13 protein-coding genes are annotated in these 17,461 nt (G+C 62.2%); 8 read left to right on the plus strand and 5 right to left on the minus strand.

What is annotated here, in order from left to right; all coding sequences use genetic code 11:
* Positions 1 to 10 precede the first annotated feature (10 nt).
* Genes AC07UR_RS28565 through fabI form a run of 3 tightly spaced genes read left to right on the plus strand, consistent with a single transcriptional unit; the run spans position 11 to position 2,957 of the window.
* Positions 11 to 967 (plus strand): phosphate acetyltransferase, encoded by a 957-nt coding sequence (locus AC07UR_RS28565; RefSeq protein ID WP_209789954.1) that lies wholly within the window; start codon positions 11 to 13, stop codon positions 965 to 967.
* Between the two features lie 2 nt (positions 968 to 969).
* Entirely contained in the window at positions 970 to 2,154 is a 1,185-nt protein-coding gene (locus tag AC07UR_RS28570) for an acetate/propionate family kinase (RefSeq protein ID WP_209789953.1), read from the plus strand.
* Positions 2,155 to 2,171: 17 nt separating this feature from the next.
* A complete protein-coding gene (gene fabI / locus AC07UR_RS28575; protein WP_209789952.1) occupies positions 2,172 to 2,957 on the plus strand; it encodes an enoyl-ACP reductase FabI in 786 nt (261 codons plus the stop codon).
* A 23-nt stretch (positions 2,958 to 2,980) separates the two neighbouring features.
* On the opposite strand, the gene AC07UR_RS28580 is transcribed toward fabI, so the two are convergent.
* Both AC07UR_RS28580 and AC07UR_RS28585 read right to left on the minus strand, forming a co-directional pair.
* Entirely contained in the window at positions 2,981 to 4,456 is a 1,476-nt protein-coding gene (locus AC07UR_RS28580; RefSeq protein WP_209789951.1) for an NAD-dependent succinate-semialdehyde dehydrogenase, read from the minus strand.
* Positions 4,457 to 4,593: 137 nt separating this feature from the next.
* Entirely contained in the window at positions 4,594 to 5,862 is a 1,269-nt protein-coding gene (locus tag AC07UR_RS28585; RefSeq protein WP_209789950.1) for a 4-aminobutyrate--2-oxoglutarate transaminase, read from the minus strand.
* Positions 5,863 to 6,092: 230 nt separating this feature from the next.
* Between AC07UR_RS28585 and AC07UR_RS28590 the strand changes: the two genes are divergently transcribed.
* On the plus strand, positions 6,093 to 6,905 hold the full coding sequence (locus tag AC07UR_RS28590) for a MerR family transcriptional regulator (protein WP_173422972.1): 813 nt from the start codon (positions 6,093 to 6,095) through the stop codon (positions 6,903 to 6,905).
* A 21-nt stretch (positions 6,906 to 6,926) separates the two neighbouring features.
* Here the strand turns inward: AC07UR_RS28590 and fba are convergent, their stop codons facing one another.
* Positions 6,927 to 7,970, minus strand: coding sequence for a class II fructose-bisphosphate aldolase (gene fba / locus AC07UR_RS28595; protein ID WP_057211221.1), 1,044 nt, complete (start codon positions 7,968 to 7,970; stop codon positions 6,927 to 6,929).
* A gap of 754 nt (positions 7,971 to 8,724) precedes the next feature.
* On the opposite strand from fba, the gene AC07UR_RS28600 reads away from it, so the two are divergent.
* Genes AC07UR_RS28600 through AC07UR_RS28615 form a run of 4 tightly spaced genes read left to right on the plus strand, consistent with a single transcriptional unit; the run spans position 8,725 to position 14,027 of the window.
* Positions 8,725 to 10,323 (plus strand): peptide ABC transporter substrate-binding protein, encoded by a 1,599-nt coding sequence (locus tag AC07UR_RS28600; protein WP_173422971.1) that lies wholly within the window; start codon positions 8,725 to 8,727, stop codon positions 10,321 to 10,323.
* 54 nt (positions 10,324 to 10,377) lie between these two features.
* A complete protein-coding gene (gene oppB, locus AC07UR_RS28605; protein ID WP_173422970.1) occupies positions 10,378 to 11,301 on the plus strand; it encodes an oligopeptide ABC transporter permease OppB in 924 nt (307 codons plus the stop codon).
* The gene (locus tag AC07UR_RS28610) at positions 11,294 to 12,424 is read left to right on the plus strand and encodes an ABC transporter permease (protein WP_209789949.1); all 1,131 of its coding nucleotides are present in this window, start codon (positions 11,294 to 11,296) and stop codon (positions 12,422 to 12,424) included. Before oppB ends, AC07UR_RS28610 begins: the two co-directional genes overlap by 8 nt.
* Before the next feature lies 1 nt (position 12,425).
* Positions 12,426 to 14,027: an ABC transporter ATP-binding protein gene (locus tag AC07UR_RS28615; protein ID WP_173422968.1), complete on the plus strand. Its 1,602-nt coding sequence runs from the start codon at positions 12,426 to 12,428 to the stop codon at positions 14,025 to 14,027.
* Positions 14,028 to 14,103: 76 nt separating this feature from the next.
* On the opposite strand, the gene AC07UR_RS28620 is transcribed toward AC07UR_RS28615, so the two are convergent.
* Together AC07UR_RS28620 and AC07UR_RS28625 are read right to left on the minus strand one after the other, a co-directional pair.
* Positions 14,104 to 15,471, minus strand: a complete 1,368-nt coding sequence (locus tag AC07UR_RS28620; RefSeq protein WP_209789948.1) for a sigma-54-dependent transcriptional regulator — start codon at positions 15,469 to 15,471, stop codon at positions 14,104 to 14,106.
* A complete protein-coding gene (locus AC07UR_RS28625) occupies positions 15,468 to 17,294 on the minus strand; it encodes a sensor histidine kinase (RefSeq protein WP_209789947.1) in 1,827 nt (608 codons plus the stop codon). The genes AC07UR_RS28620 and AC07UR_RS28625 overlap by 4 nt, the downstream gene beginning before the upstream one ends.
* Between the last annotated feature and the right edge of the window lie 167 nt (positions 17,295 to 17,461).

The raw sequence follows: 17,461 nt of genomic DNA on the forward strand, positions 1-17,461 counted from the left end.
AGTTTCCGACGTGTCTGAAGCAAGCGCATTGACGCCTGAACTGTCCAAATACGACCGCCTGATCGCAGCAGCGCGGGATGAAACGCCGGCTGTGACGATCGTGGCGCATCCTTGCGACGAGACATCGTTGCGCGGTGCGTTGGAGGCTTCGGATATGGGCCTGATTGCGCCCGTTCTCGTCGGACCGGAGGCCAAGATCCGCTCTGTCGCCGCGGAACACGGCCTCGACCTCGGCGGGCGCGAGATCGTTGATGTGCCGCACAGCCATGCGGCCGCCGCCAAGGCCGTAGCAATGATCCGCGAGGGCCGCGGCGAGCTCCTGATGAAGGGGAGCCTGCACACGGACGAGCTGATGAAGGAAGTTGCGGCCTCCGCAACCGGGCTCAGGACCGACCGAAGGATCAGCCACGTCTTCATCATGGATGTGCCTGGCCATGCCGAGACGTTGTTCATCACCGATGCCGCGATCAACATCTTTCCGGACCTCGAGGCCAAGCGCGACATCGTGCAAAACGCGATCGATCTCTGGGTGACGATCGGCCTCGGCCAGCCGCGTGTCGCCATTCTGTCGGCGGTGGAGACTGTAACGACGAAGATCCCCTCGACGATTGAAGCAGCCGCGCTCTGCAAGATGGCCGAGCGCGGCCAGATCACCGGCGGCCTGCTCGATGGCCCGCTCGCCTTCGACAACGCGATTGACCCGGAGGCCGCCCGCATCAAGGGCATCGTCTCGCCGGTCGCCGGCCGTGGCCAGATCCTGGTGGTGCCGGATCTCGAGGCCGGCAACATGCTCGCCAAGAACCTTACCTTCCTTTCCCATGCCGATGCTGCCGGCATCGTGCTTGGCGCACGCGTGCCGATCGTGCTGACATCGCGGGCGGATACGGTTCGCACGCGTCTCGCTTCCTGTGCCGTAGCCGCGCTCTACGCGGCACGGCGGCGGGTCGCACAGGTTGCGGCGGTGTGATCATGGACGCACTCCTCGTCGTCAATGCCGGGTCGTCCAGTCTAAAGTTTCAGGTTTTCGGGATCACAGAGGCCGGCCTCGTCCGTCAGATCAAAGGTCAGGTTGGTGGCATCGGCACACGTCCGCGCTTGCAGGCGAAGAGCGCCGAGGGTGCCGTACTCGTCGACCGGAGCTACGAGGCAGATGCCGTTCGCGATTTGCCAGCAGCCATTGCGGCGGCGCGGGATTGGCTGCTGACGCTTGAGGGTTTCACTTTGCGTGCAATCGGCCATCGGGTGGTGCATGGCGGACCGGACTATGCCGCGCCCGTGCTGATCGACGCGGCCGTGCTTGACCGGCTGGCGAGCTATCAGGATCTGGCGCCTTTGCACCAGCCCAACAACCTCGCGCCCATTCGTCAGGCAATGGCAATCAACCCCGACGTGCCTCAGGTCGCCTGCTTCGATACCGCCTTCCATCACGGGCACCCCGAAGAGGTGAACTGCTATGCGATGCCGCGCCACTTCTATGACGAGGGCGTGCGGCGCTACGGCTTCCATGGCCTTTCCTACGAGTACATAGCCGAGCGCCTCGGCGAGGTCGCGCCACGCAATGCGCGGGGCGGGGTGATTGTTGCGCATCTCGGCAGCGGTGCTTCGATGTGTGCCCTGCGCGACGGGCACAGCGTCGAGACGACCATGGGCTTCACTGCACTCGATGGCCTGCCAATGGGTACCAGGCCGGGTCAGCTCGATCCCGGCGTCGTGCTTTACCTGATCCTCCAGCGCGGTATGAGCGCGAAGGCAGTTTCGGACCTGCTCTACCATGAGGCTGGCCTGAAAGGGCTCTCCGCGGTGTCGAACGACATGCGCGATCTTCTGGCAAGCGACGATCCGCACGCCAAGCTCGCCATCGATCACTTCGTCTATCGCTGCGGGCTCAACGCCGGGATGCTTGCGGCCGCGCTCGGCGGCATCGACGCCTTCGTCTTCACCGCAGGCGTCGGCGAGAACTCCGCCCCGATCCGTGCTCGGATCGCGGAAGGTCTCGCGTGGCTTGGAGCTGAACTCGACCCAGTCGCCAACGACAGCGGAGCCACCCTGATCTCCACGGCTTCAAGCCGCGTCGCGCTCTACGTTCTTCCGACCGATGAGGAATTGATGATCGCGCGCCACACGCTGGCACTTCTCAAAACCGCTGTAGCCTGACCCAACGGAGGCAATCCATGTCCATTCCCGCCGCGAAGGCCAAGCTTCTCGAAGGCCGCAAAGGCCTCATCGTTGGCATCGCCAACGACCGCTCGATCGCGTGGGGTTGCGCTCGCGCCTTCCGCGCCTTCGGGGCCGAAGTCGCCGTCACCTATCTCAATGACAAGGCCAAGCCCCATGTGGAGCCCTTGGCGCGCGAGCTCGAAGCGCCGATCTTCCTGCCGCTCGACGTGGCTATTCCCGGTCAGATGGAAGCGGTCTTCGAGGAGATCGAGAAGACCTGGGGAGAGCTCGACTTCGTCGTGCACTCCATCGCCTTTTCGCCGAAGGATACGCTCGGCGGACGCGTCGTCGACGTGCCGCGCGAGGGCTTCCTGAAGACCATGGACATATCCTGCTGGTCGTTCATCCGCATGGCGCATCTGGCCGAACCACTGATGAAGAATGGCGGCACGCTCTTCACCATGACCTATCATGGCTCGCAGGTCGTGGTGGAAAATTACAACATCATGGGTGTCGCCAAGGCGGCACTGGAAAGTGCCGTCCGCTATCTCGCGGCAGAGCTCGGCCCGAAGGGCATTCGCGTCCACGCCATTTCGCCCGGTGCGCTTGCGACGCGGGCTGCTTCAGGCATCCCTGAATTCGACGCGCTGCTGGAAAAGACCAAGGTCAAGTCTCCGGCCCGCGAGCTTGTTGACATCGACGACGTTGGTGCCGCTACGGCATTTCTCGCTCACGATGCCGCGCGGCTGATAACCGGGCAGGTTCTCTATGTCGACGGCGGCTATCACATCATCGATTGAGCGCGAGGCCCGCGCGTCAAACCTCAGATGTTGCCCATGCAGAGATATTTCATCTCGAGATAGTCCTCGAGCCCGTGGCGGGAGCCCTCGCGACCGATGCCGGATTGTTTGATGCCACCGAAGGGAGCCGCCTCGGACGACATGCGGCCGGTGTTGATGCCGACCATGCCGTATTCGAGGGCCTCTGCCACATGCCACACGCGCTTGAGGTTTTCGGCGTAGAAATAGGCGGCAAGGCCATAGATCGTGTCGTTTGCCTCGGCGATGACCTGTTCGGCGGTCTCGAAGCGGATGATCGGAGCGATCGGCCCAAATGTCTCTTCCTGGGCGACGCGCATGTCGGTCGAGATACCGGTGAGCACCGTCGGCTCGAAGAACGTGCCCGACGCGCCGATGCGATGACCGCCGGCGCGCACCTTGGCGCCCTTCGACACGGCGTCGGCGACGTGGGCCTCGATCTTTTCGATCGCATGCCGGTCGATCATCGGGCCGATGGTGACGCCGGCGGAAAAGCCGTCGCCGACCGAGAGTTCGGCGACGCGTGCCACGAACTTCTCCGCAAACGCGTCATGCACGGCCGATTGCACATAGATGCGGTTTGCCGAAACGCAGGTCTGGCCGGCGTTGCGGAATTTCGCCTGGACGGCCCCATCGACCGCCTCGTCGATATCGGCATCGTCGAAGACGATGAAGGGGGCGTTGCCGCCGAGTTCCAGGCTCACCTTCTTGATCTGATCTGAACACTGGCGCATCAGCAGGCGGCCGACTTCCGTCGAGCCGGTAAAGCTGATCTTGCGGACCTTGGGGTTGCTGCAGAGTTCGCGCCCGATCGCAGCCCCTTCCGAAGCGTAGAGCAGATTGACGACGCCTGCAGGGAAGCCGGCCTTCTCGGCGAGCACGAACATGGCGCCGGCAACGAGTGGCGTCTGTTCTGCGGGCTTCAACACGATGGCGCAGCCGGCGGCAAGTGCGGGCGCGATCTTGCGGGCGACCATGGAAGCAGGAAAGTTCCACGGGGTAATCGTACCGACGACGCCGACCGGCTGCTTGATGACGAGCATGCGTCGGTCATTGGCCGGTGCCGGGAAGGTTTCGCCATAGATGCGCTTGGCCTCCTCGGCGTACCACTCGACGTAGGCGGCAGCGTGCAGCACCTCGCCCTTCGACTCGCTGATCGGCTTGCCCATTTCGGCGGTGAGGATGGCGGCGAGATCGTCGGCATGGGCAATGATCAGGTCGTGCCAGCGTCGAAGCACGGCACTTCGATCCTTGGCCGGTTTTGCTGCCCAAAGGGCTTGCGCGGCGGCGGCCGCATCGATCGCAGCGCTCGCCTGTTCAATGCCCATATCCGGCAACGACGCCAGCAACTCTCCGCTCGATGGGTTGAAAACGTCGAAGGTCGCGCCCGTCCAATTCCCGGCGCAATGCACAACGCCGTCCAAACCAGAAAACAGTTCGGCGTCACGCAGGTGTTTGGTCAAGGCCGGCGTCAGGGTCATGATGGGCGTCCTCCAGCGATGCCCGTCGCATGCCGACCGGCCCGCTTCCTGTTTGTTTTTGCGGGCGTCGTTCCTCCCGACGCCCGGAGCCATTTCATCGGCCCGGACAACCGCGTTAGCGGTCGCCCGGCAAGGCGTCAACCGCGCGCTTCGAGGATCGAGGCTTCGAGGATGTCGAGCGCCTCGGCAAAGACGTTGTCCTGGATCGTGATCGGTGCCAGGAACCGGATGACGTTGCCGTGCACGCCGCAGGTGAGCAGGATCAGGCCCTTGTCGAGCGCGATCAGCCGAACCTTGTTGGCAAAGTCGGCGCTCGGCAGATTGGTCTTCACATCATTGAATTCCACGGCGTTCATAAAGCCCGGGCCGCGGATGTCGACGATCTCGGGCGCCTGCTCGCGGATCGCGGCAAGGCGCTGCTTCAGTCGGCCGCCAAGCTGTTCGGCCCGTTCGCAAAGTTTCTCCTCGGCGATGACATCGAGTACGGCATGCGCCGCGGCAATACCGAGCGGATTGCCACCATAGGTGCCGCCAAGACCGCCGGGGGCCGGCGCGTCCATGATCTCGGCGCGGCCGGTGACGGCAGCGAGCGGGAAGCCACCGGCAAGGCTCTTTGCCATCGTCATCAGGTCGGCTGCGACCTCATGATGATCCATCGCGAACATCTTGCCCGTGCGGGCAAAGCCGGTCTGGACTTCATCGGCAATCAAGAGGATGCCGTGCTGGTCGCAGATTTCGCGCAGTGCCTTCATGAAGGCTGGCGGAACCGGGTAGAAGCCGCCTTCGCCCTGCACCGGCTCGATGATGATCGCGGCGACCCGGCCAGGATCGACATCGGCGGCAAACAGCTTCTTTAGCGCGGCCAGCGACTGCTCGACGGTGATGCCGTGAAGCTCGATCGGGAAGGGCGCGTGGAAGACGTCGCCCGGCATGGCGCCGAAGCCGACCTTGTACGGCACCACCTTGCCGGTAAGCGCCATACCCATGAATGTGCGGCCGTGGAAGCCGCCGCCAAAGGCGATCACGGCCTGGCGGCCAGTCGCCGCACGGGCGATCTTCACCGCATTTTCGACAGCCTCAGCACCTGTAGTGACGAAGATGGTCTTCTTCGCGAAATCGCCGGGCGCAAGCGCGTTCAGGCGCTCGGCGAGATGCACATAGGTCTCGTAGGGTACGACCTGATGGCAGGTGTGGGTAAAGCGATCGAGCTGCGCCTTGACGGCGGTGATCACCTTCGGATGGCGATGGCCGGTGTTGACGACGGCGATGCCGGAGGCGAAGTCGATATAGCGGTTGCCTTCCTTGTCCCAGATTTCGGCGTTCTCCGCACGGTCGGCGTAGATCTGCGTGGTCATGCCCACGCCACGGGAAATGGCAGCGTTCTTACGATCGGTGAGGCTAGTCATGGTGCGTGTCCTGTTGCTGGCGAAGGCAATATGTTGCATTTTTTCTGCAAGTTTATTTGGGAAGTGGTACATCTTTCAAAATGGAATGCAAATCAAATTTGGTGATCGAGAGAACACCGGCGCTGATGAGGCATTCTTGTAAAAGCTTAGGTCGGGCGGATAAGTTCGCGAGCGCGCGGGTGCGGCGCAGATTCGTTGCCGGACCAGGCGGTTGTAACAAGGAAGAGAAAATGAGCGGCGTGCGCTACAAGGTTGCCGAGGCTGCACGATTGGCGGGAGTGTCCGCCTCGACGCTCCGATTGTGGGAAACGCAAGGACTGGTCGTGCCGGAGCGTTCACCGACGGGCCACCGGCAATACACGGAAGCCGATCTGGCGCGACTGAAACGCATTTCCTGGTTTCGCGTCGAACGCGGTCTCAACCCGGCGGCTATCAGAGAAGCACTCGAAGCCGAGGTGGCTGCGGATGATGACGCGCCTGCGCCGGGAGAGAGCGGTATCGACAACCAGGTCGGCCGCAAATTGCGCAGTCTGCGCCATGCCGCCGGCAAGACGCTAGAGCTGGTCGCGGGCGAGATCGGGATTGCCGCTTCCGTACTCTCGACGCTCGAGCGCACCTCGCAAGGCGTGTCAGTTGCCGTTTTGCACAACATCGCCGCATATTTCGGATCGACGGTTTCGAGCCTTTCGGGCGAGGAAGAGGCGGACGCACGCGCCGTCGTCCGCGCGGGAGAATGGCGGGCCTGGCCGAAGACCACACCCGGCGTTACGGTCCAACTCCTTGCCGACGGTCGCAACCAGATGGACTGCCATCGTTTCGTGCTGGAGCCCGGTGCTTCAAGCGAAGGCGCTTACCGGCACGAGGGGGAGGAATTCGTCTATGTGCTTTCGGGGCGCGTCGAGTTCATTCTCGACAATGACCAGTTTTACGACCTTGGGGTCGGCGATTCGCTCTACTTCGAAAGCAAACGCCGCCATGCCTGGACAAACCGGCATGACGGCGAAACGGTCCTTCTGTGGATCAACACGCCGCCGACATTCTGACGGCGGCGTGCCTGATGCCGATCAGGCCGCGGCGTAGCGCTTGGCCATTTCCGGCAGGCGCAGGGTGCGGATCTTCGATGCCTTGCCGGCGGTACGGAAGGCTTCGAAGCGCTCGCGGCAAACCTCGGTCATGAGCGCCGTCGCCGGCTTCAGGTAGGTGCGCGGGTCGAAATTTTCCGGATTTTCGGCAAAGTTCTTGCGGATCGTGCCGGTCATGGCGAGACGCAGGTCGGTGTCGATGTTGACCTTGCGAACGCCGAGCGGGATCGCCTTCTGGATTTCCGAGACCGGAACGCCCCAGGTCGGCTTCATCTTGCCGCCATAGGTGTTGAACAGATCCTGTAGATCCTTCGGAACAGAGGACGAGCCGTGCATCACGAGATGGGTGTTCGGCAGACGCTTGTTGATCTTGGCAATGGTTTCGATCGACAGGATGTCGCCATCCGGCTCACGGGTAAACTTGTAGGCGCCATGGCTGGTGCCGATGGCGACGGCGAGCGCATCCACACCGGTCTTGGTGACGAAGTCGAAAGCCTGCTCCGGATCGGTCAGCAGTTCCTCGCGCGACAGCTTGCCCTCGAAGCCGTGGCCATCTTCCTTGTCGCCAGCGCCGGTTTCCAGGTTGCCAAGGCAGCCGAGTTCGCCTTCGACGGAAACGCCGGCCGCGTGCGCGATCTTCACGACTTCGGCGGTGACTGCGACATTGTATTCATAGCTCGCGACGGTCTTGCCGTCCTTTTCAAGCGAACCGTCCATCATGACCGATGTAAAGCCGTTGGTGATCGCCGAAATGCACGTCGACGGCTGGTCGCCGTGGTCGAGATGCAGACAAACCGGAATATGCGGATATTCTTCAGCAGCACCCAGGATGAGGTGGCGCAGGAAGGCGTCACCCGCGTAGGAGCGAGCGCCGCGGCTTGCTTGCAGGATAACGGGAGAATCAGTCGCGTCTGCAGCGCGCATGACGGCCTGAATGTATTCGAGATTGTTCACATTGAACGCCGGCAGTGCGTAGTCGTTCTCCGCCGCATGGTCGAGCAGTTGCCGCAATGTGATCAATGCCATTCGATAATCTCCCTTTATATGTCTCTGCGCAGCTTGGTGCGCGACGAAAATGGTCCGGCCATGTCGCCGCACGTGGTTTCATCGACGCCAGTCGATGGCCGGATTTGTCGTGCGACGTGACAACGCGTGCGAAATGGTCGCGCCCACCGAAGTCAGGCGCACAATAGTTCATCAAAGTGGTTTGGCAACGGGCGACAGGCTGGCTGCGAGGGGTGCCGGACGCGCTTCAATCGATTTTACTGTGGACTGGATGCAACAGGACGGATCTAACCGTTTCGCTTTCTAGTGGTGCGTCACCGCGGGTCGGATCGATCGGGCCAAATGCTACCTTTGCGCGCGCCGATGCCGAGCTGCACCGAGTTGGAAATGGCCTGTGAGGAAGCGCTGCGTGACCGTTCAGTGGATGTGCTGCAAGAAGATTGCGGCAAAGGCCCTGTTTCTTTTCGCACATTACGTAAACTGCCCCTCGAATTCACGAAGTTTGCACGACGGCTGATTCTTGGCCTCGATCCGGCAAAATGGCGGTCGCATCTAAAACGTTACAGGAGATAGGCGTGGATTACCGCGCCGCTGTCATATCTGCGTCGCAAAAACGACGAAAACGATCGCAAACGAAATACAACTTTAAAGTTCACAAAATTACGGCTCTATAGATAAAGATGCAGCCGGCTGCAGAATCCGCCTTGCGTTTGAGAAAGATTTGCACTTCTCTCCTGCGATCACAAACCCAAAAAAGGGGAAGGAGAGAAACGAAATGGCCTCACTGAAACTCAACCTTAGCGCTGCCGCGCTGATCGGCTCGTTGCTCATCGGAGCAAGCCCGGCTCTTGCCGAAGCTGTCCTGCATCGTGGCAATGCCGGTGAGCCGCAGACGCTGGACCAGGCCCATACGTCGATCAACATCGAAGAGTTCATCCTGAAGGATCTCTACGAAGGCCTCACCGTCTATGACGCATCGGGCAAGATCGTCCCGGGTGCAGCCGAAACGTGGGAGCTTTCGGACGACGGCACGGTCTACACCTTCAAGCTGCGCGCTGATGCCAAGTGGTCCGACGGTTCGCCGGTGACGGCCGAAGATTTCGTCTTCTCGTTCCGCCGTGTCGAAGACCCGAAGGTTGCGGCCGGTTACGCCAACATTCTCTTCCCGATCAAGAACGCCGAAAAAGTCAACAAGGGCGAACTGCCGACCGACCAGCTCGGCATGAAGGCCGTCGATGACAAGACGCTTGAAATCACGCTTGAGCGCCCGACCCCGTTCTTCCTCGAACTGCTTGCGCACCAGACTGCACTTCCGGTCAGCAAGGCCAGCGTCGAAAAGAACGGCGCGGACTTCGTCAAGCCCGGCGTCATGGTTTCGAACGGTGCGTTCACGCTTGCCGCCCACGTTCCGAACGACAGCCTGACCGCCGTCAAGAACCCCAACTACTGGGATGCCGCCAACGTCAAGCTCGACAAGGTCATCTTCTACCCGATCGACGACCAGGCCGCTTCGGTCCGCCGCTTCGAAGCCAAGGAAATGGATCTCGCCTACAACTTCTCGGCCGATCAGCTCGATCGTCTCCGCAAGTCCCATGGCGATCAGGTCCACGTGTCGCCGACGCTCGCGACCTACTACTACGCCTTCGACACCCGCCAGGAGCCCTATAGCGACGTTCGCGTCCGTCAGGCGCTGTCCATGGCGGTTGACCGCGACTTCCTTGCCAAGGAAATCTACGCTGGTTCGCAGCTTCCGGCCTACTCGATGGTGCCCCCGGGCATCGAGAGCTACGGTGAGCCGTCCAAGGCCGAGTTCGGCACCCTGTCGCAGCTCGATCGTGAAGACAAGGCACTGGCCCTGATGAAGGAAGCCGGTTACGGCGAAGGTGGCAAGCCGCTCGAAATCGAGCTGCGCTACAACACCAACCCGAACCACGAGCGCGTTGCAACTGCCGTTGCTGACATGTGGAAGAACACCTTCGGCGCCAAGGTGTCGCTGGTGAACCTCGACGTGTCGTCGCACTACGCCTACCTGCAGGAAGGCGGCAAGTTCAACGTGGCGCGCGCCGGCTGGGTTGCCGACTACGCCGATGCCGAGAACTTCCTCGCTCTCAGCCTCAGCTCCAACAAGACCTTCAACTACGGCCACTTCGAAAACGCTGAATTCGACGGCCTGATGAAGAAGTCCTACGAGGAGCAGGATCCGGCAGCGCGCTCCAAGCTGCTGCATGAAGCCGAAGCTCTGCTGATGAAGGAACAGCCGATCGCTCCGCTTCTGACCCAGGCCGACCTTTGGCTGGTTTCCGACCGCGTCAAGGGCTGGCAGGACAACTCGCCGAACCAGCACCTGAGCCGGTTCCTGAGCGTCGCCGAATAACGAACAGGGACGACGCGCGGCGAAAATGCCGCGCGTCGCCTCCGGAGTACGTCCATGATTTCCTTCATCCTTCGCCGATTGGCGAGTGCGGTGCCGACCTTGTTTATCGTCGTCACCATTTCCTTTTTCCTGATGCGGTTTGCCCCAGGCGGCCCCTTCAACCTTGAGCGTCCCCTTCCGCCACAAACGATGGCGAACCTGATGGCGACGTATCAGCTCGACCAGCCCCTGTGGCGCCAATATGTTCACTACCTCAGCAATGCAGTGACCGGCGACTTTGGCCCGAGCTACATCTACAAGGACAACAACGTTGCGCAGTTGATCGGCAAGGGCTTGCCCTATTCGATAGAACTCGGCCTGTATGCGCTGCTGTTCGCGGTAATTGGCGGCGTCATCGCCGGCACGATCGCTGCACTTCGGCAAAACAGCATCCTCGACTTCACCATCATGTCGGTCTCGACGCTTGGCGTCACCGTGCCGAACTTCGTCGTCGGCCCCGTCTTGACGCTGATATTCGCCATCTTCCTCGCCTGGCTGCCGGCCGGTGGCTGGGGTGACGGTTCGATGCGCTACCTGATCCTGCCGATGATCGCGCTCGCCCTGCCGCAGTTGGCCGTCTTCGCGCGCCTGACCCGCGGTTCAATGATCGAGGCGCTGCACACCGATCATATCCGCACCGCCAAGGCCTATGGTCTTCCCGCAAGAACGGTTGTCGTCACCCACGCCATGCGCGGGGCGATGCTGCCTGTCGTCTCCTACCTCGCACCTTGCGCGGCGGCGTTGCTGACGGGCTCCGCGGTGGTCGAGACGATCTTCACCATTCCTGGCGTCGGCCGCTACTTCGTCCTCGGGGCGATCAACCGCGACTATACGCTGGTGATGGGCACGGTCATTCTCGTTGCCATCTTCGTTATCGTTTTCAATCTTTTGGTCGACATTCTTTACGGCCTGCTCGATCCGAGGGTTCGCCATGACTGATATCGTCCAGACACCGGCGGCAACGCCGGAAACCAAGGGGCGTAGCCTCTTCCAGCTGGCTGCCATGCGCTTCAAGCGCAACCGCGCGGCCATGGCGGGCTGCGTCATGCTTGCCCTGATCGCGATCTTCTCGTTCCTGGGGCCGCTGTTCGTGCCGCACACCTATGATCAGGTGTTCCCGTCCTATGTGAATATCGGGCCGAGCCTCGAGCCTCGTCCGGATGCGTCCACCCTGCAAGGGGTCATGGAAGGGATCGCGACACGCGCCCGCGTCACGTTGAAGGAGTTCAACGTCGAGGGGGAGACCTTCACCGCGACCATCACCTCCGAGCAGCCGATCGATGCACGCGCGACGCGCTACTTCGATCGTGCCAATGAGTTCCGCGACACACAGGTCGTGGCGACCGAGGATGAAGGCCGCACCCTCAAGGTGACCGGCCAGGTCGACCGCGAATACTTCCCGTTCGGCACCGATTCGAACGGTCGCGACCTCTTGGTCCGCGTCATGCTTGGCGGCCAGATCTCGATCGCCGTCGGCCTGCTCGCCAGTCTCGTGTCGCTCGGCATCGGCGTCGTCTATGGCGCGACGTCGGGTTATATCGGCGGCCGCGTCGACAACGTCATGATGCGATTGGTGGAGATCATGTATTCTCTGCCCTTCGTCTTCCTCGTCGTCGTTCTCGTCGTCTTCTTCGGGCGCTCGTTCATCCTGATCTTCCTGGTGATCGGCGCGGTCGAATGGCTGGATATGGCCCGCATCGTGCGCGGTCAGACACTGGCGCTGAAACGGCGGGAATTCGTCGGCGCAGCGCAGGCGCTCGGTCTGACTGACTGGCAGATCATCCGTCGGCACATCATTCCGAACACCATCGGTCCCGTCATCGTCTTCGTCACCGTCGTCGTGCCGAAGGTGATCCTGCTCGAGAGCTTCCTCTCCTTCCTCGGCCTGGGCGTCCAGGCGCCGCTGACGAGCTGGGGCGCGCTGATCTCGGAAGGCGCCAAGAATATCCAGTCGTACCCTTGGCTCTTGATCTTCCCGGCCATCTTCTTTGTTCTGACGCTGTTCTCGCTGAACTTCGTCGGCGACGGCCTGCGCGACGCGCTCGACCCGAAGGACCGCTGATATGGCTGACACAAACGAAACCATTCTGGCCGTCCGCGGCCTCAAGGTGAACTTCTCGACGCCGGACGGTACGGTCGAAGCGGTCAAGGGCATCGATCTCGATGTGCGCACCGGCGAGACGCTTGCCGTCGTCGGCGAGTCTGGCTCGGGCAAGAGCCAGACGATGATGGGCATCATGGGCCTGCTCGCCAAGAACGGCACCGTCACCGGTTCTGCCCGCTATCGCGGTCAGGAACTGGTGGGCCTCTCGCCCAAGGCGCTCAATGGCGTGCGCGGTTCCAAGATCACCATGATCTTCCAGGAGCCGATGACCTCGCTCGATCCGCTCTATACGATCGGCCGGCAGATTGCCGAACCGATCGTTCATCACCGCGGCGGCACATTCAAGCAGGCGCGCAAGCGCGTGCTGGAACTGCTCGAACTGGTAGGCATTCCCGAGCCGGGTCGGCGCATCGACAGCTATCCGCACGAGCTTTCGGGCGGCCAGCGCCAGCGTGTGATGATCGCGATGGCGCTTGCCAACGAACCGGATCTTCTGATCGCCGACGAACCGACGACGGCCCTTGACGTGACGATCCAGGCGCAGATCCTCGATCTGTTAAAGTCGCTGCAGAAGCGCTTCGGCATGGCGATCGTGCTGATCACGCACGACCTCGGCATCGTCAAGCATTTCGCTGAACGGGTGGCAGTGATGCGCCGCGGCGAAGTGGTGGAGCAGGGCACCACCGCTGACATCTTCGAGCGGCCGCAGGCCGACTACACGAAGATGCTGCTCGCGGCAGAACCGAGCGGTCGCAAGGCTCCCCCGACAGACAATGCACCGATCATCCTTGAAGGCCGGGACGTCTGTGTCGACTACGCGATCGGCGGCGGCTTCTTCACCCGCGGCAACGCCGTCTTCCGTGCCGTCGACAAGGTCACCCTGAAGCTCCGCGAAGGCCAGACCATCGGCGTTGTCGGCGAATCCGGGTCCGGAAAATCGACGCTCGGGCGGGCGCTGTTGCGGCTTCTGCCGAGCAGCGGCTACTACCGCTTCGGAACGACAGACATTTCCGGCTTCGATCGCGGACAGATGCGTCCGCTCAGGCGTGCGCTGCAACTGGTGTTCCAGGATCCCTACGGTTCGCTGTCGCCACGCCGCACCGTCGGTGAAATCATCACCGAAGGTCTGCACGTGCACGAGCCGGCGCTTAGCCGCGCCGATCGCGACCGTCGCGCCATCGAAGCGCTGAAGGAAGTCGGGCTCGATCCGGCGTCGCGCAACCGTTATCCGCACGAGTTTTCGGGTGGCCAGCGGCAGCGCATCGCGATTGCTCGCGCCATGATCCTGAAGCCGAAGGTCGTCATTCTCGACGAACCGACATCGGCGCTGGACCGCTCGGTCCAGGGGCAGGTGATCGAGCTTCTGCGAGATCTGCAGCGCTCACACGGCCTGTCCTACATCTTCATCAGCCACGATCTGTCCGTGGTGAAGGCGATGTCGGACTACGTGATCGTCATGAAAAACGGCAAGATCGTCGAAGAAGGCGATACCGACGGGATCTTCGATGCTCCGAAGGAGCCGTATACCAGGACGCTGATCGGCGCGGCCTTCAACGTTTGAGGCCAACAGTCCTGTCACAGCTTTGCAGGGGCGCGATGTTCGCGCCCCTGCTTTTGGTTGGGGTTATACGACAGGCCTAAAGACCGTCACCGTCGCCGGACAGGTCGGCGGCCACCAGCTTCTTGTCGAGTCCGAACTTCTGCATCTTTTCATAGAGCGTCTTGCGCGAGATGCCGAGCGATTCATAGACCGGTTTTAGCGCGCCGCCATGCGCGGCGATGGCGTTTGCGATCAGCCCCTTCTCAAAGGCAGCGACCTTGTCTGCCAGGCGGCTGCCGGTCGTCATGGGCGAGGCGGTCTCGCTCGATGTGGAGTCCAGCCCAAGCACAAGCCTTTCGGCAGCATTGCGCAGTTCGCGCACGTTGCCCGGCCAGTTGCGTTCCGCCATCTCTGCCAGCATGTTTTGTGAAACCTCGACTTCGTCTCGGCCATAACGCGCAGCGGATTCGCGCGCGAGCTGCAGGAACAGGAGCGGAATGTCGGCGCGGCGTTGCGCGAGCGGCGGCACGCGCAGCGTCGCGACATTGAGGCGATAGAGAAGGTCGGGCCGGAAGCGACCTGCTGCCACTTCCAGCTCCAGATCTACCTTGTTGGTGGCGATGAAACGGACGTCGAGCGGCACAACCTCGTTGGAGCCCAGCCGCGTGATCACGCGCTCTTGCAGAACGCGCAGAAATTTTGCCTGCAGGTCGATCGGCATCGAGCCGATTTCGTCGAGCAGAATGGTTCCGCCGCGTCCATGTTCGAACTTGCCGTAGCGTGGACGGATCGCGCCGGGAAAAGCGCCTGGCTCATGGCCGAAAAGTTCGCTCTCGATCAGGTTTTCCGGCAGGGCTGCGCAGTTGATGGCGATGAAGGGACTGTTCGCCCGAGCACTCAGATCGTGCAGGGTACGAGCCACGACCTCCTTGCCGACACCGGTCTCGCCGATGATCAAGGTATCGGCATCGGAGGCGCCGATCGCGCGGATGCGGTAACGCAGGTCGACCATGACCTGGCTGCGCCCAGGCAGCCGCTGCTCGATGTCGTCGCGCTTGCCGGCAACTGCCTTGAGCCGTCGGTTCTCGAGCACCAGCGCGCGCCAGTCGAGTGCGCGGCGAATGGTGCCGGCGAGCATCTGGGCGGTGAAGGGTTTTTCGACGAAGTCATAGGCGCCTTCGCGCATGGCGCGGACGGCGAGCTGAACGTCGCCATGGCCGGTAACAAGGATCACCGGCACCTCGACGTCGATCTCGCGGATGCGCTGCAGGAAGGTCATGCCGTCCATGCCAGGCATGCGGATGTCGCTGATGACGACGCCGGGAAAACTGAAGCCGATGAATTCCAGGGCGCGCTCGGCGCTGGCAAACGTTTCGACGCGGAAGCCGGCAAGCTCCAGCGCCTGCGCACTCGAATGGCGCAGTTCCTCTTCGTCATCGACGAGCAGGACACGGCTTTCGATCATTCGGCGGCCTCCTGGCCCAGGTCGTCTGCAACAGGAAGTTCGATGCGGAATTCTGCACCGCCTTCAGCGAGGTTCGTGGCAACAAGGCTGCCGCCGAAGTCCTTGACGATGTTATAGGAAATCGACAGGCCAAGGCCCAGCCCCTTGCCGACCCCCTTGGTCGAAAAGAACGGGTCGAAGATCCGTTCGGCGATTGCCGCCGGCACGCCGGGGCCGTGATCGCTGACCGCAAGCACAACCTTGTCTCCGTCGCGCCAGGCACGAAGCCGAATGTGGCGATCCTCCAGCCCCTCGACCGCATCGGCCGCGTTGGAGATCACGTTGACCAGAACCTGCTGCAGGCGAACGGAACCGGCGCGAACCACCAGCGGCTCCGGCCCGAGATTGATGTCGATCTCGGCGGCCGCCGCCTTGAGCCTGACTGTGACGATTTCCATCGTGTCGCGCACGACATCCTCGATCAGCACTGGTCCGAGCTTCTCGTTGGGCTTACGGGCAAAATTGCGCAAGTGCCGGCTGATGGCGGCCATGCGGTCGACGAGGCCGGAGATCCGCCTGACATTGTCGCTGGCTTCATCGGTTCGCCCGCGCTCAATCAGCAAGGTTGCACTGTCAGCATAGGTCTTTGCGGCCGCCAGCGGCTGATTGAACTCGTGCGACAACGCCGCCGACATCTGCCCGAGGCCCGCGAGCTTGCCGGCCTGGATGAGATCGGCCTGGGTGCGGCGCAGTTGTTGCTCGGTCAGGCGGCGCTCGGCTATCTCCTCCTCGATCTGCGCGTTGACGCGTGCGAGATCCGCTGTTCGTTCGTCTACGCGCCGTTCAAGTTCCGTCTGTGCCTCGGCCTGCATCGAGATGCGTTCGTTGAGCCGCGCACGTCTCTGCCAAAGGATCCCGGCCGCCAGTCCGGCAAGGCAGATCAGCAGCAGCGCCGCAATCGTCGTCGTCAGGGCCTGCGTTTTCACCGAGGCCGTGTCCGCGAGCACGTTTACGGTCCAGTCGGCGTCCGTCATGTATTGCGACACGACAAGATATTCGCGGCCGGACTGACCGGCGGATATGCGCATCAAGTGGTGGTCGCCGCTGTCGTGGCGCGTCAGAGGCAAGGGGCGAACGGTGGCATCCGCATAGCGCCTCGAAGCCACCGTCTGGGCGCGCCGCTCCTCCGTCAGGGGCAGGATCGCGGTATAGAGCCACTCCGGCGTCCCGGTCATGAAAATGATGCCCTCGGGATCGGAGACAAAAATCTTGTACTCACCGCCCTGCCAGGACGCCTCGATGCTTTCGACATCGACCTTGAAGACGATGACACCGCGGATATCTTCGCCGACGCGGATGGGAGCGCCGAAAAAATAGCCACGCTTCAGCGAGGTCGTGCCAAGCGCGTAGAACCTGGACTGCCGCCCTTGCAACGCCTCCTGGAAATAGGGGCGATAGCTGAAGTTCTGTCCGACGAAGCTCGTCGGGCCGTCATAATTGCTGGCGGCGATGGTATCGCCGCCGGGTGTGATCACATAGATATCGGAGGAGTGCAGCAGCCCATTGATATCCTTGAGATAGGCGTTGACCGATTCCCGCAGACGCCGGTCGCGGGGCCGCGTGGCAAGCTCCTTGATATCGTCGTGATCGGCGATCAGGGCGGGCAGGGCCTGGTATCGGTTGAGGTGGCCGTCCAGCGCCGCCACCGCGAGCCGCAGGGCGGTGTTTGCCTGGGCAGATGCTTCGTCGAGATAGCTGCGCGTCGCCACGGCATTGCCCTGCCAGGCAAGGACGGCAACCGCCAGCGGCAGCAGGAGGACGGCAAAGATCAGGCGGTATTTCACGGAATGTCTGGGCTCCTCCTCCCGCTCGCTCCCGATAGCCACGCTGTGGCTGATACCAATCTTAAGCAGGCGCCGGCCCACCCACAAGGCGTCGGCTATGTCCTCACTGTTCGTTCAACGATTTTCCCTTGTCGTCAACAAAACGTAGACAATGCGTTTGGTGGCGA

This window comes from Ensifer sp. GW821-FHT05G01 (genome assembly GCF_059419585.1).